Origin of the sequence: Ligilactobacillus ruminis DSM 20403 = NBRC 102161, assembly GCF_900113455.1 — a bacterium.
GTDB lineage: Bacteria > Bacillota > Bacilli > Lactobacillales > Lactobacillaceae > Ligilactobacillus > Ligilactobacillus ruminis.
In genome coordinates this window covers 14,071-32,943 of sequence record NZ_FOPI01000007.1, presented here as the reverse complement: position 1 = coordinate 32,943, position 18,873 = coordinate 14,071, and the positions used below count along the sequence as shown (strand labels likewise).

The 18,873-nt window shown below is 41.1% G+C and carries 23 protein-coding genes and 2 tRNA genes; 22 read left to right on the top strand and 3 right to left on the bottom strand.

Annotation, left to right across the window (positions count from 1 at the left end):
- The first annotated feature begins 17 nt into the window (after positions 1-17).
- Both BMZ95_RS02530 and trxA read left to right on the top strand, forming a co-directional pair.
- A complete protein-coding gene (locus tag BMZ95_RS02530) occupies positions 18-2,378 on the top strand; it encodes an endonuclease MutS2 (protein ID WP_014073805.1) in 2,361 nt (786 codons plus the stop codon).
- An 84-nt stretch (positions 2,379-2,462) separates the two neighbouring features.
- Positions 2,463-2,774 (top strand): thioredoxin, encoded by a 312-nt coding sequence (gene trxA / locus BMZ95_RS02525; protein WP_046922764.1) that lies wholly within the window; start codon positions 2,463-2,465, stop codon positions 2,772-2,774.
- A 52-nt stretch (positions 2,775-2,826) separates the two neighbouring features.
- On the opposite strand, the gene BMZ95_RS02520 is transcribed toward trxA, so the two are convergent.
- Complete coding sequence (locus BMZ95_RS02520) at positions 2,827-3,306, bottom strand: YslB family protein (protein ID WP_014073803.1); 480 nt, start codon at positions 3,304-3,306, stop codon at positions 2,827-2,829.
- A gap of 153 nt (positions 3,307-3,459) precedes the next feature.
- Between BMZ95_RS02520 and BMZ95_RS02515 the strand changes: the two genes are divergently transcribed.
- The 5 genes from BMZ95_RS02515 to BMZ95_RS02500 all read left to right on the top strand — a co-directional run bounded on the left by BMZ95_RS02515 (position 3,460) and on the right by BMZ95_RS02500 (position 5,393).
- A complete protein-coding gene (locus BMZ95_RS02515) occupies positions 3,460-4,056 on the top strand; it encodes an XTP/dITP diphosphatase (protein ID WP_014073802.1) in 597 nt (198 codons plus the stop codon).
- 5 nt (positions 4,057-4,061) lie between these two features.
- On the top strand, positions 4,062-4,592 hold the full coding sequence (locus tag BMZ95_RS02510; protein WP_014073801.1) for a YfcE family phosphodiesterase: 531 nt from the start codon (positions 4,062-4,064) through the stop codon (positions 4,590-4,592).
- Between the two features lies 1 nt (position 4,593).
- Positions 4,594-4,758, top strand: a complete 165-nt coding sequence (locus BMZ95_RS11245; protein ID WP_014073800.1) for a hypothetical protein — start codon at positions 4,594-4,596, stop codon at positions 4,756-4,758.
- Positions 4,759-4,804: 46 nt separating this feature from the next.
- Positions 4,805-4,877 (top strand) — tRNA-Glu (locus BMZ95_RS02505).
- 195 nt (positions 4,878-5,072) lie between these two features.
- Positions 5,073-5,393, top strand: a complete 321-nt coding sequence (locus BMZ95_RS02500; RefSeq protein WP_014073799.1) for a hypothetical protein — start codon at positions 5,073-5,075, stop codon at positions 5,391-5,393.
- A gap of 589 nt (positions 5,394-5,982) precedes the next feature.
- Here BMZ95_RS02500 and BMZ95_RS02495 read toward each other — a convergent pair.
- Both BMZ95_RS02495 and BMZ95_RS02490 read right to left on the bottom strand, forming a co-directional pair.
- A complete protein-coding gene (locus BMZ95_RS02495; protein ID WP_159428732.1) occupies positions 5,983-6,876 on the bottom strand; it encodes an ISL3 family transposase in 894 nt (297 codons plus the stop codon).
- Positions 6,877-7,123: 247 nt separating this feature from the next.
- A tRNA-Gln gene (locus BMZ95_RS02490) sits at positions 7,124-7,196 on the bottom strand.
- A gap of 200 nt (positions 7,197-7,396) precedes the next feature.
- Here BMZ95_RS02490 and tnpA point away from each other — a divergent pair.
- The 15 genes from tnpA (at position 7,397) to manA (ending at position 18,751) form a co-directional block, all read left to right on the top strand.
- On the top strand, positions 7,397-7,828 hold the full coding sequence (gene tnpA / locus BMZ95_RS02485; protein WP_046922682.1) for an IS200/IS605 family transposase: 432 nt from the start codon (positions 7,397-7,399) through the stop codon (positions 7,826-7,828).
- A gap of 1 nt (position 7,829) precedes the next feature.
- Complete coding sequence (locus BMZ95_RS11400) at positions 7,830-8,219, top strand: hypothetical protein (protein ID WP_046922683.1); 390 nt, start codon at positions 7,830-7,832, stop codon at positions 8,217-8,219.
- Between the two features lie 67 nt (positions 8,220-8,286).
- Positions 8,287-9,219, top strand: a complete 933-nt coding sequence (locus BMZ95_RS02480) for a zinc ribbon domain-containing protein (RefSeq protein ID WP_225354905.1) — start codon at positions 8,287-8,289, stop codon at positions 9,217-9,219.
- Between the two features lie 382 nt (positions 9,220-9,601).
- Complete coding sequence (locus BMZ95_RS02475; RefSeq protein ID WP_052750373.1) at positions 9,602-9,916, top strand: amino acid permease; 315 nt, start codon at positions 9,602-9,604, stop codon at positions 9,914-9,916.
- On the top strand, positions 9,841-10,257 hold the full coding sequence (locus BMZ95_RS02470; RefSeq protein WP_159428731.1) for an amino acid permease: 417 nt from the start codon (positions 9,841-9,843) through the stop codon (positions 10,255-10,257). The genes BMZ95_RS02475 and BMZ95_RS02470 overlap by 76 nt, the downstream gene beginning before the upstream one ends.
- A 31-nt stretch (positions 10,258-10,288) precedes the next feature.
- Entirely contained in the window at positions 10,289-10,492 is a 204-nt protein-coding gene (locus tag BMZ95_RS02465; protein ID WP_046922684.1) for a hypothetical protein, read from the top strand.
- Positions 10,493-10,522: 30 nt separating this feature from the next.
- Entirely contained in the window at positions 10,523-10,894 is a 372-nt protein-coding gene (locus BMZ95_RS02460) for an acylphosphatase (RefSeq protein WP_046922685.1), read from the top strand.
- Positions 10,895-11,302: 408 nt separating this feature from the next.
- Positions 11,303-12,751: an amino acid ABC transporter substrate-binding protein/permease gene (locus tag BMZ95_RS02455; RefSeq protein WP_014073791.1), complete on the top strand. Its 1,449-nt coding sequence runs from the start codon at positions 11,303-11,305 to the stop codon at positions 12,749-12,751.
- Entirely contained in the window at positions 12,751-13,491 is a 741-nt protein-coding gene (locus BMZ95_RS02450) for an amino acid ABC transporter ATP-binding protein (RefSeq protein WP_014073790.1), read from the top strand. Before BMZ95_RS02455 ends, BMZ95_RS02450 begins: the two co-directional genes overlap by 1 nt.
- A gap of 89 nt (positions 13,492-13,580) precedes the next feature.
- Entirely contained in the window at positions 13,581-13,844 is a 264-nt protein-coding gene (locus tag BMZ95_RS02445; RefSeq protein ID WP_003698781.1) for a hypothetical protein, read from the top strand.
- A 118-nt stretch (positions 13,845-13,962) separates the two neighbouring features.
- On the top strand, positions 13,963-15,159 hold the full coding sequence (locus tag BMZ95_RS02440; protein WP_041820041.1) for an MFS transporter: 1,197 nt from the start codon (positions 13,963-13,965) through the stop codon (positions 15,157-15,159).
- 53 nt (positions 15,160-15,212) lie between these two features.
- Positions 15,213-15,542 (top strand): hypothetical protein, encoded by a 330-nt coding sequence (locus BMZ95_RS02435; RefSeq protein ID WP_014073788.1) that lies wholly within the window; start codon positions 15,213-15,215, stop codon positions 15,540-15,542.
- Between the two features lie 484 nt (positions 15,543-16,026).
- A complete protein-coding gene (locus BMZ95_RS02430) occupies positions 16,027-16,701 on the top strand; it encodes a histidine phosphatase family protein (RefSeq protein ID WP_046922686.1) in 675 nt (224 codons plus the stop codon).
- Positions 16,697-17,698 carry a serine hydrolase domain-containing protein gene (locus BMZ95_RS02425; protein ID WP_046922695.1) on the top strand — a complete coding sequence of 334 codons (1,002 nt, stop codon included), beginning with the start codon at positions 16,697-16,699 and terminating at the stop codon, positions 17,696-17,698. The genes BMZ95_RS02430 and BMZ95_RS02425 overlap by 5 nt, the downstream gene beginning before the upstream one ends.
- Positions 17,699-17,785: 87 nt before the next feature.
- Complete coding sequence (gene manA, locus BMZ95_RS02420) at positions 17,786-18,751, top strand: mannose-6-phosphate isomerase, class I (protein WP_046922687.1); 966 nt, start codon at positions 17,786-17,788, stop codon at positions 18,749-18,751.
- Positions 18,752-18,873 lie beyond the last annotated feature (122 nt).

The window sequence follows — 18,873 nt, the reverse complement described above, 5'->3', positions numbered from 1 at the left end:
TATGAAAGGAGTTTGCCGTGAACGAAAAGGGTTTAAAAACGCTTGAATACGATAAGGTCAAGAATATGCTATTGGCGTATGCAACGACCGAAATGGGGAAAAACATGGTTTTTGAGTTGGCTCCGTCATCTGATTACGAATGGATCGAACAAGCGTTGGATGAAACAAAGGATGGGGCTGACATATTGAGACTCAAGGGCGGAATTCCGATTCCGAAACTTGAATCCGTAAAAAAACATTTAAAAAGACTTGACATCGGTGCTTCGCTCAGCGCAAAAGAACTTGCGGAAATAGGACGTGTTTTGCGCGTTACGAATGAAACGAAGCGGTTCTTTCGAGATCTTGAAGCGGATGAAATCGAACTGAATCATCTTTATGACGAAGCAGACATGTTGGAGACGCTTCCTGACGTATCAAGACGTTTGTTGATGTCGATTGAAAATGACGGGCACGTAACTGATGAGGCTTCGTCTCTTTTGGCAAGTCTGAGACGTCAGATTACGACAACGGAAGGAGAAATCAGAAATCGGCTTGGTAATTTCGTACGGGGCAAGTCTTCAAAATATTTGAGCGACTCGCTGGTCACAATCAGAAACGAACGCTACGTAATTCCCGTTAAAGCAGAATATAAGAATGCTTTTGGCGGAATCGTTCATGATCAAAGTTCTTCCGGGCAGACGTTGTTCATCGAACCGAAAGAAATCGTTGAGCTGAATAATCGTTTGCGTCAACAGCAGATTGCTGAAAAAGAAGAAATCAAGCGGATTCTTGAAGAATTATCCGAATTGATTGCTCCTTATACTGAAGAAATTGAAAACAACGCCAAAATTTTGGGCAAATTTGATTTTATAAATGCCAAGGCCAAACTTGCGCATGATCTAAAAGCAACTCAGCCGTTGATTTCAAGAGAAAATGACGTCTACCTGCGACAAGTATGGCATCCTTTGCTTGATTCAAAAAAGGCCGTTCGAAACGATGTTGCAATCGGCAAAGATTACCAGGCAATCGTGATTACCGGACCAAATACCGGTGGCAAGACGATTACGCTCAAAACGCTCGGATTGGTCAGCATGATGGGACAGTCCGGCTTGTTTATTCCTGCGTTTGAAAATAGTCGAATTGGCGTATTCGATGATATTTTTGCGGATATCGGCGATGAGCAATCGATTGAGCAGAGCTTGTCGACGTTTTCGTCACATATGACGAATACCGTCGAAATTTTGAAAAGCATTGATGAACGTTCACTGGTTTTGTTTGATGAGCTTGGAGCCGGGACAGATCCTCAAGAGGGTGCGGCCTTGGCAATCGCGATTTTGGATGCGGTCGGTGCCAAGGGCAGCTATGTTGTTGCAACGACTCATTATCCGGAACTTAAGGCCTATGGTTATGAGCGCCCGCAAACGATCAATGCTTCAATGGAGTTTGATGCTGAAACGCTCAAGCCAACGTATCATCTGCTGATCGGCATTCCGGGACGAAGCAATGCTTTTGACATTTCCAAACGACTTGGACTTGATGATGAAATTGTGGAGGCAGCAAGGAAGCTGACGGATCAGGACAGTCAGGATTTGAACGAAATGATTGCCGATCTTGTTCAGAAACGTCATGAAGCAGAAGAGGAGAAGGCAAGATTTAAAAAGTATCTTGATGAATCAGAAAAGCTTCATGCTGATTTGGAAAAAGGCTACGGAACCTATGTTCGCGAACGTGACAATATGATTGAGAACGCTAAAAGGAAAGCTAACGAAATCATCGAGAATGCTCAAAAGAAATCAGAAGAAATAATTTCTGAACTTCACAAGATGAAACAAAGCGGGGCGTCTTTAATCAAAGAAAATGAGCTGATTGATGCAAGATCGCGTTTGAATGACCTTGAGCAGCCGATAATGCTCAAAAAGAACAAAGTGCTGCAGCGTGCCAAGAAACAGCAGGAATTTCATGAAAATGACGACGTGCTCGTCAAAACGTATGGTCAACGCGGTGTGTTGACGAAACGCCTCGGGAAACACGAATGGGAAGTTCAGCTTGGCATTTTAAAAATGAAAATCGATGAAGACGATCTTGAGAAGATAAAGGTTGAAGAAAATAACAGGCGTGGAGCCGGAACCGTTCTTAAGTCGTCCGGGTCAAGTCACGTTTCACCGCAGCTCGACCTCAGGGGGCAGCGATACGAAGAAGCGATGGTCAACGTTGACCGCTATATGGATGCTGCAATTCTTGCAGGCTATCCATCGGTTACGATCGTTCATGGCAAAGGGACTGGTGCTTTGCGCCAAGGAATCATCAAATATCTTCAGCAGCATCGTACCGTCAAGCATTTTGAATTCGCTTCTCCAAGCAACGGCGGAAACGGTGCAACCGTTGTTTATTTTAAGTAAGCAAAAACTTCGCACCTTTTTTGGCACTGTGTTACAATGAACTCATGAATCAGGATTCACCAAATTTGAGAGGAGAAACGAATAATGATTGAAAATTTGACGAATGACAATTTTACGGAAAAAACGGCTCAAGGATTGACTTTTACTGATTTTTGGGCAACATGGTGCGGACCCTGCCGGATGCAAGGACCGGTTGTCGAACAATTGTCAGAAGAGCTTGACGGAAAGGTTTCCTTTTTCAAAGTTGACGTTGACGAAAATCAGGCAACTGCTGAAAAATTCGGCGTTATGAGCATTCCGACGATGATTATTCAAAAGGACGGCAAAGTGGTCGACACGGTCATTGGATATCACGAAAAAGATGCTTTGAAGAAAATCATCGAAAAGTACCTTTAATCAGAAAAAATGATGATTTAAAAAGCTTCCCCGTTTAACGAGGAAGCTTTTTTTAGTCTTTGTTCAAATGCAGAGGAGATGCCGCTTCTTGTTCGTAATCCGCAAAATCAATCGGGTCTTTCGAATCTACCTGAACCAAAAAAGTTACGGTATTGCTTGTTTGTTTTTCGATGATTGCTTCAGTTACGAAACCTAGCTGCAATTGAATCGTTTCAGCCAAAAAGCCGGCTTCGAGCAAGAAATCAGCCTTGGGGTTTAATTGCATTCGCAAGGCAACGGGTTCTCCGCTGAGTTCGAAATACTGGTTGTCATGTTTAGCTTTTGTTCTTTTGAGCGTTCCCCACTCTGCTTGTTCAAAAAAGATCGGAAGGTCTTCATCTTTTGCGAGCGGAAAGATTCGCGCCAATCGTTTTCCTGACCAATATAAAATATTGTTTTCTTTGCCCAAAAGTTCCGGCAAAAGTGCATCTCTTAAAAGTTCTGATGAAAATTTTCCCTTTGAAGATGCGATATTGTAAAAATTTTCCTGCATGTCAGATTTGTTCTCCCTTATTGAAGTCTCTACATAACATTATACATTGTAACAGAGTGATTTTCGAATATTTTTGCAGCGATTAAAGTCAGCTTGCAAAAGACGTAAAAATTGAGCATAATTAACGTAAATAAAAAACTGAGGTAAAGTTTTATGACTAAGATTTTGATAGCAACCAAAAATGCCGGCAAGGCTCGTGAGTATCGCAAACTTTTTGAACCAAAAGGGATTGAGGTTATTACTTTGAAAGACTTGAATGAACAAGTTGAAATCATTGAAAATGGCAAAACTTTTTCAGAGAATGCTTTGATTAAGGCACAAACGCTGACTGATAAACTCAACATTCCCGTTTTGGCTGATGATTCCGGATTGGTCGTCGATGCGCTGAATGGAGCGCCTGGAATCTATTCTGCAAGGTATGCGGGTGATCATGATGATGAAGCTAATAACAAAAAGCTTTTGAAAGCATTGAAGAAAGTTCCTGACGAAAAGCGTACGGCGCATTTTCATTGTTCAATCGTGGCTACTGCGCCTGACAAGACTCCGTTGGAGGCAAACGGTGACGTCTATGGCCTGATTGCGCATGAAAAGCATGGCGAAGACGGTTTCGGCTACGATCCGTTGTTTTACTATCCTGAATTTGGCAAGACTTTTGGCGAAATCGGGATGGAAGAAAAAAATAAGGTCAGTCATCGTGCAAAGGCAACCGAAAATTTGTTGGAAAAGTTTGACGAATGGTGGAACGAATAGGGGGCATGGAGATGCTTTATTTAATCGTAAGCGACAGTCACGGAGATCGCGATATTTTATGCAAACTTGTTAAAAATTATACAGGAAAAGTTGATGCGATGTTTCATTGCGGCGACTCAGAACTCAAATCTGACGACGAACTGTTTGATAAAATGATCGTCGTCGGGGGAAATTGCGACTATGATCCTGAATTTTTAGGACAAGCGGTAAAGCAGGTCGGCCCCGATCGAATGCTGCTTGTTCACGGACATCTTTTGGGCGTGGGCTTTGGTTTGAATCGGCTTGATTTTAAAATGCAAGAGGAAGGCTGCGGAATTGCATTTTTTGGTCACACTCATCAGTTGGGCGCAAGTTTTAATGATGAACGCTTGATGATCAATCCGGGAAGCATCAGTTTTCCAAGAGGAAAATACGCATCAATCGGAGGAACGTACGCGCTTCTTGAAACGGATGAGGATTATTATCGAATCCAGTATTATGATCGTGACATGAAACCGATTAAAGAATTAAAGGTCGTGTTTGAACGTGGAAAGTAGTTTGGAAAAGCTGATAGTTTGGAGCGTGATTGACGTCTTGCTTTTCGTTTCGAGAAGTTTTTTTGATTCAAAGCTGATATCTTTGGTTTTCGTGTTCTGCACCATATGGGTGTTCATCTTGTTCGTCGGATATGCGATTCAGGCGTTTGATCGTTTAAAAAAATAGTTGACTTTTCAAATTAACAGAGTATAATAAAAAAAGTAAGTTATTTTGCCCGTTGGTCAAATTGGTTAAGACGTCGCCCTCTCAAGGCGGAGTTACGGGTTCGATCCCCGTACGGGTGATATTGAGGCTGGGAAGGTTATCCCAGCCTTTGTTATTATAGCGATGTTTAAAGTCTGGGGACGTTCTTTGATGAAAAGGATGTGTTCAAGGACTTAAAAAGCAAAACGCTTTTTCAGGATTGATATTTTTGAGATAAATGCTATAATAAAGCAAAGAAAAACACGGAAAACTGTCAAAAAGGAGGAAACATGCTAATGTTGAGAAGAACTAAAAATTTTTTAAATGCTCATGGTGTCGAGTATGAAAAAGAGCACGTTAATCCGTTGATGGTGCCTGAGAGAGTCTATGTGTTGAAGTTTGGAAAGCGTGACGGCGAGTTTTTGAATCGTTTCATCGTAGAACATTCGTATACATGGACCGGTCGCGACAAAATCAATAAGATTACGTTGCGTTTGCACGGTCAAAAGCACCCGCGTGAATTTGCAAATGAAGCAAAGTTGTTGCAGTACTTGGAAAAACATGCCGATCGTTATGTCAAAAAACAAGGAAACAAAAAGGCGGGAAAAAATTCCTAGTACCGAACGGTTTTGGAAATATTCAAAATAACAAAGAGACTGGGAAAAAAACTATGCCTCAAATTGAAAAACCGGATGATTTGCAATTATTTGCAAATCATCCGTTTTTTTGCGTATGCATGACAATCGCTTGCTATGATGGAAATAAGAAAAAAGTGGGTCTTTGTCAAATGGTGTTGATGACCTCGAAAACTTCACTTCAGAAATGGAGTGGAGTTTTTTTGTTCCCGTCGGTTTCTCCTGTGTTTTTTCAAATTGGTACAGTTACGTATCAACACCGCCTGCGTTTCCGCTGGCGTGGATTCATGTATGAATTCCTGTCGTTGATTTGCAAAGCTCGAACGCGCTGCGACCTAACTGGGTTTCACCTCGCAGCCCGTTCCGCCCAGGTACTCTTACTTGGCAGGCTCGCCTGCTTGCGTTCGAGCAGGCCTGGTGCTCGCGGGCTAAGCGCTCGGTTCCACACCTTGTCTCTGCCGCACGCTCCACGACTTTGCCCGGTTGCGGTTGACATCACAATGCTTACCCGCCGGAAACTACGGCTGGAGGAAGTGTATTCAGAGAGGCTGTCTCAAAAACACTTTCAGCGTCAGCTTCTGATCAGCGCAATGCGTTTCCTGAAGTTATCAAGATTCCTGAATCCAAAGCAACTGCGCTTCAGACTCTTGATTCTGCGGTTTATTCCTTCAACCGGACCGTTGGAGAAATCATACTCGACGCTGTTAAGAACGGCTGTCATGTTCTTCTTCAAGGTGGAAATAGTTGTGTCCATGCTCTGACCCGAACGACGGTAGTTTTCCAGGACATCAATGAGCCTCTCCCTGTTTTTTTCCTTCAGTGCATTGAATACATCCTGATACGCATCGTAGACCTTTTCAAACTGCGGGTGATTTTTGACAATCAGGTCAAGGGCATTCTGTTGCGTCATGTATTCATTGACTCCCCGTAAATAAACTGACCTGTCAGCTTCAAGGTCAGCGAAATCCTTGTGAAACAGACGCCAGTGTGCCTTCAGTATCTTGTATTCCCTGCAGTGGCAGTCGTTCATCTTCTTCATCAGGCTTATCCTTGCATTGCCCAGCGCTCTTCCGACCAGCTGTACGATGTGGAAGCGGTCGATGATGATCCGGGCATTCGGAAACAATGCCTTGATGAACTTGATGTACTGGGCATTCAGGTCGACAACTACGGATTTCACCGCAGCTCTTTCCCGGTTCGTGTAGCGGTTCATGAAGTGCTCCCTGATTGTCTTCGTCAATCTGTTTTCAAGAATAGCCACGATGTCATGACTTCCTTCAGCGTCGCAGCAGATGAATGACATGGTGCTGTTCACGGAACGGAATTCATCAAAGCAGAGATTCTCGGGCAGTCTTGCGACTCTTGACTTCAATTCAACGGCTTCGTCAATTATTCTGATGACGCTTGAAGGCGAACAGTGACAGATTCTGGCGATGCTTGTCGCAGTGATTCCCTCCCGTGCCATGTGCAGGACGCTTCGCTTCAGCTGCATTTGTATAGTTTCATTTTATAGCATTGCGAAGATATTTTGTGAATACAAAAAATGGTGTTGAAAAATCATCATCAACACCATTTAGTATAGACCCAGAAATTTCGCGAATGAATGACATGTATGTCAAAACAAGGCGTTGTTGATGAAACGGCGCCTTGTTTTTAAGCGGACTATACAAAAAAAGCCAGGCATAAACCTGACTTTAAAAATATCAAAGAGATTGGGCATACAGGGTTCGAACCTGTAAATTATGGATTCAGAGTCCACTGCCTTACCAATTTGGCGAATGCCCAATAAATCAATCAACTTCTATAGTATATAAAAATGGCGAAAAAATGTCAATGGTAAATTGGAATTATTCCCAGATATTTTTCGCGTAGCGCGCGTGGAAACTCGGTAACTTATTACCGAGAGGAACGCGCCTTTTTTTAGTGCTCAATAATTGACAATGCAAATAATTAATTATAAGTTATAATAAACAATGATAAGGTTGATGACAATGCAAAAGCATTCCAGCGAATTAAATTATGCTAGAAGTAGCGTTTATTCTTTACAATATCATTTGATTTTAGTCACGAAATATAGACGCGATGTCTTAATTGCTGATATAAAAACAGAATTAGAAGAATTATTGAAGAGTATGACAGAACAATTTTCGGGTAAAATAATAGAAATCAATATCATGCCCGACCATGTGCATATGTTAATTGATGCGAGTCCTAAACATTCCATTTCTTCAATGATGAAAGGATATAAGGGAGTCTCAGCTAGAATGCTGTTTATGCACCACCCGGAAATAAAAGAAAAATTATGTGGAGGTCATTTGTGGCAACCAAGCGATTTCGCATGTACTGTGAGTGAGCGTTCTGAAGATATGATTAGAGAATATATTAGAAAACAAAAGAAAAGTAAAGGGAAGATATAAAATGCTAAAGCTGCCAAAGACAACTGAATATATTAGAGTAAGACGATATCGTTTAGTTGCCACTAATGATTTGACAGCTAAATTTGAAAGGAATATTGAAGCGAAAAACAAAATATACAATTACGTACTTAAATACTTAGAGAAGACCTATGGTGTTAAAAATTTAAAACGACCATATCCGAACAACAAAAAAGCTAAGTTATTTTTAGCTAAAGATGTTTTGATTCCGAAAATCTTAAAAGACTTATATGGATTATCCAAATGGGATGGCAAAAAAGTCGGGATTCACTCACAAGCGTTAAGAGACGAATACTTAGTATCTATTTTAACTAACTTTGGTGAATACCGAAAAAATTTAATATCTGCGTCTAAGATGTCTAAACAAAATTAAAAAGGATTATCAAAATAATTTACATGATAATAATCCTAAACATAAATCATGGTATCGTAAAGGGTCTTTGAATTATTTGCGCCCCAATCAAAGTAAAAACTGTGTATCTCTCCCTTCAAGCGGACAAGCCAAGATTATTTCAGCACATTTTATTAAAATTCAAGATTACGGCACTATTCAAGTTGTTGAGAACATTAAAAATATGAAAAATACCAAGATTGTCACAACTAAAATCAAACGCAAAGCTAACGGGCAGTTTGAGCTTCAGATTGTATTCAAAACTATTAATGAACGTAAAGGAATTGTTAATATGATTGGTGCCGATTGGAATATGAAGAATAATAAAATTTGGCATACATCTGATAATGATGAGTTGTATCTTAGTAAGAACGTATCGGATAAAGCTGACAAATTAGAAGCTGAAATCAACAAGTTGAAATCTCAAAGAGATTTAATAACTTGGTTGTCCCAAAAATCCCAAAGGATAACTAAATTAAACGAAGATATACGATATTTAAGCAGCAAACGCAGTCACATTCCAACTGCAGAATATAAGCGAATGGCAAAAGAACTATTTGCTGAAAATGATTTAATTGCGATTGAAAATTTAAACGCAAAGAAAATGAGGAAGCGAAATCAAATTAACGTTAAGCAAAACAAAGCTAAGAATAGTAAATTAGCGAAGATAAAGCCGTATGAAATGGGACGATTACTGATTCAAATGGCTAACCGTTTAGGGAAAACGGTTATCTTAGTTGACAGTTACAAAACTAGTCAAGCGGAATACGGGACCAAATACCAGGAAAAACATGATGTAAATGATGGAAAATGGGTGTCGAAGCATACTGAAGCAATTATCGAACGGGATTTAAATGCAAGCAGGAATATTTTAGCATGGGCGTTAAATCCCAAAGAACATATCAAATATAAAGAAAGCTTGAAATTATACAAAGAAGGCAAAATAAAAACAGCAATTAAACCATTGAATTTAAACTGTTAATTAGAAATATAGGCGAGACAGAACCTTGTCGTCTTAAATGGCTATAAGATTTGATGTAGGCGTATCACTCTGAGCTTGCGAAACGAGTGCGATATATCTTGGAGAGTCTTAAATGACTACCGTATTTTAAATACGCATTGCCTAAACGTTTTTTAGGAATAATAGCTAAAAAGTAGCTATTGCCACTAGGAAGCTCGGTACTTTAGTGTCGAGTTCCGTTCACATAATATAAAATATCAAGAAAGCGGTCGGCTGAAAAAAGCAGGAGCGTATGCAAAAAAAGGCCTGCGACAGCTGGAAAATATTGAGAAAGGAGCATCGAGACGTCTTTTGATCTTTTATGCGTCTTGCTTGAAGTAATGAAAAAGAAACAAAGTTTGATTTGACCACCAGCATTGTCGGATCTTCAATCGGCACCGGTATTTTTGGACTTAGCAACGATTTGGCAAAGGCAGCGTCACCGGGACCAGCATTAATTGCGTGGCTGATTGTTGGTACCGGGACGTTTTGCCTGGTTGCTTCGCTGAATAATTTGGGACAAAAACAATCTGAATCAGGGATTTTCGGCTATGCAGGCAAATGCTTCGGGCCAATGGGAGAATTCATGTCAGGATGGACCTATTGGATATCGGGATGGATGGGCAACGTTGCTTATGCGATGATTCTGGCGCAATCGGTTTTTTTATGCCTGAATTGAGGGGGATGGGCAACTTTTTAAAAAGCGTCAGCTCAATTTTTATCTTGTGGTTTTTGTCTTTTTTGGTAAATCGCGGTATAAAATCCGCATCATTCATAAATGCAATCGTGACTTGTGCCAAAGTCATCCCTTTGACCTTGTTTATCGTTGTAATGGCAGTCAGTTTCAAAGCAGGAATCTTAACAGCGGATCTTTGGGGAAAAGTCAATGGCCGCACTATTTCTGGTACATATCAGTCAACAAGTGTTTTTAAGCAGATTTCATCATCTTTAATGGTGATGGTGTGGGCATTTTACGGACTTGAAGGGGGCTTCTCTTTTTGTCGGACTGGACCAAATTAAATACAGCTACGAGCACGAGGAATATGGGAACTTGTTGATTGGGATCGGTGTCATCGTGCCGCAGATCTGGGTACTTTTGATGTTTAGATATTGGCAGGCATTGGGACTGTTCGTACTGTATTTGCCAGGACTGGCACTTTATGCATATGCGAGAAAAGAATACGGAAAACGCTTGGAAATAAAAGAAAAGGTCGTCATAGTTCTGAGCGTGCTTGCCGGTATTGAGATAATTTAAATGGCATTTTTCTAAAGCGAGGTAATCAAAATGTTTGATGGAATTAAAAAGTGGTTCGGACAACTGTCTGAGCCGGTTCAAAAAGAAAAGGCAGTTTTGCAAAAATTCAGCGCAAAATATCAAGATTGCGATAAAGTAAGGCTTCATTTGATTTTTTACGGAAAAGTTCAAGGCGTGGGGTTCAGGTATCGTTCGACGATGCTCGCAAACGAACTTGGACTGACCGGATGGGTTAAAAATCTTGCAGACGGAACGGTCGAGATGCAGGTACAAGGATCGACGCGAGCAATTGATAAATTGGTTGAGGAACTCTCAGACAACCAATTTATTAAAATTGACAGAATCGATGATCAAAAGATTTGCATTAATAATTCTGAAAGGAAATTTGAAATGGCTAATTAAAATCAACGAACAAAACGATGAAGTATGAAACTGTTTGTTTTGCACTAAATTATATATAGATTAATTCAAGGCTAGTTAGGCAAAAAATGACTAATTTAAAAGAAAAACAGTTTCGAAACGGTTTTTAAATGTCATAAAAAGTAACGCCTTGTCGGCAGTTGCTTTTCATGCAGCATGCAAAGACTTCGTGCTGTGTTTAATAAAAATTCAATTTTTGAATAGTCCAAAAAGAAGCTCGATGATTTCAAGAAGAAAATTTTTAAAGATGCAAAAAATCACACAAACATGAAAAGATAGCGGGTTCCGTAGATTATTAAAAAAAGATTATAATGCTTTAATGTAGCATTTTGTGACAATCATATGCTATACTGAGACCATACCATTTTTTAGAGAAGGGGAAGTTCGCTAATGAAAAAAATTGTTTCAATGCTATGTGCTTTTTTAGGGTTGTTCATGATAGGGTTCACGGTCCAGCCGTCTTCGACTGCGCAAGCATCTGAAAAGACTTACGTTATTGATACTGATGTTACCTTTCCCCCATTTGTCTATGCCAACGAAGACAATAAATACGTCGGGATTGACATGGATTTGATTCGTGCGATTGCGAAAGAGGAAGGCTTCAAAATTAAGATTCGTCCTGTCGGATTCAATGCTGCCGTTCAATCGGTCAGTTCCGGCCAGGCGGACGGCGTAATTGCCGGAATGTCGATTACGGACGAACGCAAAGCCAAATTTGATTTTTCCGATCCTTATTATTCATCGGGAATCGTCATGGGCGTCAAGCCTAATGGCGACTTTAAATCCTTAAAAGATTTGAAAGGCAAGAAAGTTGCCGTAAAAACCGGTACTTCCGGTGCTGATTATGCCAACTCAATCAAGGACAAATATGGATTCAAGGTCGTAACTTTTGATGATTCCGACAATATGTACAACGATGTCAAAAACGGAAATTCGGCTGGATGTTTTGAAGACAGCGCCGTTTTGGCCTATGGAGTTAAAACCGGTTTGGGACTTAAAATTGCAACCAAGTCGACAAATATTGGAGATTACGGATTTGCGGTCAAGAAAGGCCATAACAAAGAACTTATGAAAATGTTCAACGAAGGTTTGGCCAAACTTAAAAAGAACGGTGAATACGACAAGATCATCGAACGCTACACTGGCGAAAAGGCTACGCATGCCAAAAAGGAAAAAGCTGCAAACAGTCATACGATTATCGGATTGCTTAAAGAAAACGGCGGAGTAATCGTTTCTGGTTTGTTTGAAACAATCAAGCTTACGGTTATTTCAATTATCTGTGCGACGCTGTTCGGAATTTTGATTGGTTTCTTAGGAGTTGTTCCGAATAAGATTGCCCAAGGAGTTTCAGGGGCGGTTATTTATATTTTCCGCGGCTTGCCGTTGATTGTTTTGGCGTTGTTCATATATAACGGAATTCCAAGTTTGACCGGCAGCAAGATTCCGGCATTCGTTGCGGGCGTGATTACGTTGATGCTGAATGAAGGCGCATATATTGCGGCATTTGTCAAAGGCGGAATCGAAGCCGTTGATTCAGGACAGATGGAAGCTGCCAGGAGTCTTGGCCTTCCGTTTGGAAAAGCGATGCGCAAGGTTGTTTTGCCTCAAGGAATCAAAATCATGATACCTTCATTTATCAATCAATTTATCATTACCTTGAAGGATACTTCGATTCTTTCTGTTATCGGTTTGCTTGAACTGACGCAGACCGGCAAGATTATTATTGCACGTAACCTTGAAGGGTTCCGTGTTTGGACGATCGTTGCAGTAATCTACTTGGTTCTCATCACAGTGTTGACGCTGTTATCAAAGTGGGTAGAACGGAGGATTAAAGACTAATGGCAGAATTGAAAGTTAACGTTACAAATCTTGTTAAAAACTATGGATCAAATCATGTTTTAAAAGGAATTGATTTTAAAGTAGCAAACAATGAAGTCGTTGTTTTGATCGGGCCTTCCGGGTCGGGCAAAAGTACGCTTCTAAGATGTCTGAACAAACTTGAAGAACCTACTTCCGGAACAATCGTGATTGACGGTCAGGACATCAGTGATCCGAAGACCGATATCGATAAGGCTCGTGAAAACATCGGCATGGTTTTTCAGCATTTCAATTTGTTCAACAATTTGAGCGTCAGCAAAAATATTACGCTGGCACCTGTTGAACTTGGCAAAATGTCTGAAGAGGAAGCAGAAAAACAGGCACGGAATCTTCTTGAAACTGTTGGTTTGGAAGATAAGTTTGATGCAATGCCAGCCTCGCTTTCAGGCGGACAAAAGCAGCGCGTTGCAATTGCTCGTGCTTTGGCAATGAAACCTGATATCATGTTGTTTGATGAACCCACTTCAGCACTTGATCCTGAAATGGTCGGGGATGTTTTGAACGTAATGAAGAAATTGGCCAAAGAAGGAATGACGATGGTCGTTGTTACCCACGAAATGGGTTTTGCAAAAGAAGTCGCCGATCGAGTCGTTTTCATGGCTGATGGAAACGTTGTCGAAGAAGGAACGCCTGAAGAGGTCTTTGATCATCCGCAAAACGAACGGACGAAATCTTTTTTGGAAAAAGTCATCAATGTTTAATTATGTCTAGCTGCTTTTAGGATATTAGCGGCTTCATGAGCCGTTTCATAAAGAGGCGGCTCTTTTTTCAAGTCAAGGAGGGTTTTTGAATGAATAAAGTTTTGCTTGTAATGCATGACTCATCCGGTTCGTTTTATCGGATGAATAAGACTGCTTTTGAGACAATGCCTGTTGCAGGACAGTATATCTACAATTCCGACGGCTTGGCATACGTTGTTGAAGAAGTCTGCCTGTTTGCTGGATACGTTTCGGAAAAAGGTGCAATTGCAATTTTAGTAGTTCATCCTGCACCGAGCGATTCACCGGAAGCTGAAATTTTCGGACTTAACATTGAAGAAGATCTTGATGATTAGAATTTTAATGTTAAAGGAAAACTAATCTTAATAAGAAAGCGCTGCACAAGAGATTGGATATTGAAAAATTTTTGAGTAAGAGTGATAATTGAAAGTATCTAGCGAGGAGTGATGTTTTTTGATTTACAAGGATATGCCGGCTTCTTGGCGAAGAACTTTTTTGACTCTTTGGCTAGGGTGTTTCATCACTGGACTTGGTTTTTCGATGACAATGCCGTTTATGGCTCTTTACATTGAAAGTTTCGGCCATTACAGCCGGACGCAAATCAATTTTTATTCCGGATTGGCATTTTCGGTTACTTATTTTGCTCAGGCCGTTGTTTCTCCTTATTGGGGCAATCTGGCAGATCGAAAAGGGCGCAAGCTGATGTGCCTGCGTGCTTCCGGCGTGATGACGTTTACCGTTTTTTTGACCGGGCTTGCAACCAACGTCTACATGATTATCTTTTTGAGACTTTTGCAGGGAGCTTTTTCTGGTTACATCAACAACTCGACGGCCTTTATGGCCGGTGAAGCTCCAAAGGGACATTCTGGGGCCATCATGTCGCAAATGATGACTGCCAGCGTGACCGGCAACTTGCTTGGTCCAATGTTTGGAGGCGCGATTGCTGGTATTTTCGGATATCGTGCCCCGTTTATGATATTTGGCGTCTTGATGGGAATCGTCTTTTTGATGACTTTGACGACAAAAGAGCACTTTACGCCGATTCCTGCTAAAGAAATGAAGCCGATGAAGGAAGTTTTTGCAGGTTTGAAAAATCGTCGCCTGATTTTCTTCATGTTTGCAACTACGCTGTTGGTTCAAATGTCATTGATGTCAATTTCGCCAATCATAAGCTTATTGGTCAAACAATTAATGCATGGCGTCGGCAATATTTCGTTTGTTAGCGGCATCGTTGCTGCAATGCCCGGGTTTGGCACTTTGCTTGTTGCATCGAGATTAGGAAACAAGATGGATGAGGTCGGACCGCTAAAAATTTTGATGCTTGGTTTGATTTTGGCAACTTGTTTGTTTATTCCGATGTATTTTGCATCGAGTCCGGTTTCGCTCGGAGGTTTACGCTTTGCTTTAGGCATGGCGAATGCAGCAATGCTTCCGGCCGTTCAGACCGTTTTGACGATCTCGGTTCCGCACGAGGCGTTTGGCAGAATATTCAGTTGGAATCAGTCGTTTCAAGCGGCAGGAGGGATGTTTGGACCAATGATCGGTTCTGCGGTTTCAAGCATATTCAGTTATCAGAGCGTCTTTTTGGCAACGTCAATTTTTGTTTTCATCGATTTTTTGATCGTATTCTCAGTGAGAAAAATGGCTTGAAATTAAGCGGCCATTTTGAGATTCAGCATGTTTTTTAAGAGAGAAGGGCAGACATGGCAAGCAATTCAGATTCTATTTTCAATCTTCTTTCGTATTTGAAGCGACATCCAGAGGAACGATATATTGTCAAATCGCATTGTACGAACGTGGTTCAGATTTTTGTCAAAGATACCGTCAAAGTTTCCGATGCGGATATTTATTTTCCGGACAATAAGCTGATGGTCAATCGTTTGGAAGACAGTTTTTTAGAGCAGCATGGAAGCCTGCTTGATTATTATTGGAATCAGCTTGGCAAAAAAAGCATCGGCTTTCACGAAATTTGGGCAACGACTTCACACTTAAAAAAGCGGGCCGCGTATTTTGTAGAGCTGTCATATGAATAGAATAAGATTGATAAGCGTTTTTTCGACTTCGATCGTTGACGTTTCAATCTGAAAAGAGGCTGGGAAAAACTATGCCTCAAATTGAAAAACCGGATGATTTGCAAGCAATCGCAAGTCTGATTCGGTTTTTTTGTATGCATGACAATCGCTTTCCGTGATGGAAACAGCCGAAAAGAGGCCGGTGGCAAATTTGAATGAGATTTTGACTAGATTAGTTGAGCAGCACTGTATTTAAAAAATGACTGACAAAAGCAGTCGCAAATCGACCGTCTTCGTTTGGTATTTCATTTAATTCAAGAGAAAAACGGGACTTTTTTTCCAGCCTTTTTTTGATAAACGCATTTCGAATCAACTCGGATGCGCTGTTTTTAAAATTGAATTTTTGATGCCGCAAGCACTGGATTTTGAAAAAAGAATGAAACGTTTTGCATGTCGTACTATAATATAATTAGACACGATTCCAAGAAATGAGGTGAGAAGATTCATGGCTACGATTCATTTTTATTTGGTTCGTCACGGACAAACGAGATTAAATCGCTCAAGAAGACTCCAAGGAACAACCAACTCGCCGTTGACCAAAAAAGGCAAACGAATGGCGAAGCGACTTGGCAAGGAGTTGCAAAATATTCGATTTACGGCCGTTTATACGAGCGATCTTAAGCGAACTCATGAAACTGCCGAATTGATCCTTTCGGAAAACAAGCGAGGATGTCCGCCCGTATACCGTGATCCAGACTTGCGTGAACTGAGCTTTGGAAAATTTGAAGAAGCAAACAACATGACGGTAATTCCGACTGCGCTCAGAACGCTTGGATTGCGCAGGATTTTGCGTGCTTTTGCAAATGATGAGCACGTGGCAGAGCTGACCGAGCTGTTCAGAACAATGGACGGCGAAGAAGAAATCGAAACCTCGGTTCATTTGGAAAAACGTTTCAGGCGGGCACTTGAAACGATTGCGCAAGAATATCCTGATCAGGATGCTAATATTTTGATCGTTACGCATGGCCTGATTCTTTCCAACTTCATTGAAAGTTTGAAAGGCGAGGTGCCGTTATTTTTGGTCGATAATTCGCGAGCCAGCCTGATAGATTACAAAAACGGCAATTTCGAAATAAAATATGTAAACCAGATTAAGCAAGAGAGTGAAAAGATTGATTAATGAAAAAACAACGTCCTTGATTCATAAATTGGCTGAGGAAGGCATCGTTCCTGGCGTCTCGTATGCTATGATCAAGGACGGATACGTTCAAAGCGAAGTTTTTGGAATGGAACAGGTGGTTCCGTTCAAAAAGAAATTGACGTATGGCAAGCTGTATGATGTTGCATCTTTGACAAAAGTCATCGGGACGACGACTTTGATTTTGCATTTGCAGGAGATTGGAAAGTTAACGGTTGATGATCGGGTATGTGACTATCTTGAAAAATTCAGTGACAAAAGAGTCACCCTCAGGCATTTATTGACTCATACGTCGGCGCTTACCGGATATATCAAAAATCGCAATGGACTTTCTGCAACCGAGCTGATGGATGCTTTATATACGTTAAAAGTCGGCGACTGGTTCGAAAAGAAAGTCGTCTATGCAGATATCGGTCCGATTCTTTTGGGACAGATTATTGAAAAAATATACGGGATGCCGGTCCAGGATGCGATTGAACAAGAAGTTCTCAAACCGCTCGGATTGAAAGAAAGTACTTTTACCCCTTCAAGCGACAAATGCGTACCGACGGAATACACTGAAAAACGTGGATTGATTCAAGGCATCGTTCATGATCCAAAGGCGTTTATTCTTGGCAAACATTGCGGATCTGCCGGATTGTTTATGAGTCTCAATGATTTGGTGCGTTTTTCGAACTGGATGCTTGAAAATGATCCGCACAAGCCGGTCGTGTCTGATGCAACAATCAGGAGCCTGTTCCAAGATCATACTCCAAACAGACATCTTGGCCGCTCTTTAGGATGGGATCTGCGTTTTTCTTATGATGGAACACCTTGTCTTTACCATACCGGCTTTACCGGAACGTTTATTTTGATTGACAAGAAACGGCAATCAGCATTGGTTGTTTTGACCAACCGCGTGCATCCGACTTCGGACAATCAAAAATTTCTTGATTGTCGCGATAAGATCATCGAGTGTTATTTAAAAGAAAATCAATAAAAGTAGATGAAAATGTTTACAAATATTTTGTGCAAAAACAAGAAAGCTATGCTATAATATGTATATACATTTTTAGAGGTGATTTTGATGACGGAACCAATGTTTTTAAAGCCTGTCTTCCAGGAAAAAATATGGGGCGGCAATCGTTTAAATACTGTTTACGGATACGACATTCCAAGTGATCATACGGGTGAATGCTGGGCAATTTCAGCACACAAGCATGGTCCTGCAACGGTCATTAACGGACCATACAAAGGGATGACTCTTGACGAAGTTTGGAATAAGCATCGCGAAGCATTCGGGAATGCTGAAGGTGACGTTTTTCCGCTTTTGACAAAGATTTTGGATGCCAAAAAAGATCTTTCCGTTCAAGTCCATCCTGACGATGCTTATGCCGAAGAACACGAACACGAACTCGGCAAAACGGAATGCTGGTATATTTTGGCTGCTGATGAAGGAGCGCAGATGTACTATGGTCATCATGCGAATAGTCGTGAAGAATTAGCTGAAATGATTGAGAATCATGAATGGGACAAGCTTTTACGCAAAGTTCCCGTTAAACCTGGTGATTTTTTGTACGTTCCTTCTGGTACGATTCATGCAATCGGCGCCGGCATCATGGTGCTTGAAACGCAGCAAAGCTCTGACACGACATACCGTCTTTATGATTTTGATCGCGTTGATGCAACAACGGGGCAAAAGCGCGAACTTCACATTAAGCAATCAATCGACGTTACGAACGTTCCGCATGTGGATCCAAAGATTGACCGCAAGGAATATAAAGTTGGCGATGCTGAGGTTACGCGTTTTGTTTCGACTGACTTCTTCGCCGTCTACAGATGGGTTCTTAAGGGCGGCAGCGCAACGTTCAAGCGCGAAGAAGCACCTTATACGCTCGTATCCGTTTTGGACGGCAAAGGCAAGCTGACGGTTGACGGCAAGGATTATGAAATTGAAAAAGGCGTTCACTTCGTTCTTCCATTTGATGTTAAGGAATGGACCGTTTCAGGCAACGTCATGATTATCGCTTCTGAACCTGGTCAAAAAGCTTAATTTAAATATTTGAATTTGAACAGGCTTGAAAAACTATGCCTCAAATTTAAAAACCGGATGATTTGTAATCAATTGCAAATCTATTCCGGTTTTTTGTGTATGCGTGACAATTGTCCGTGGTG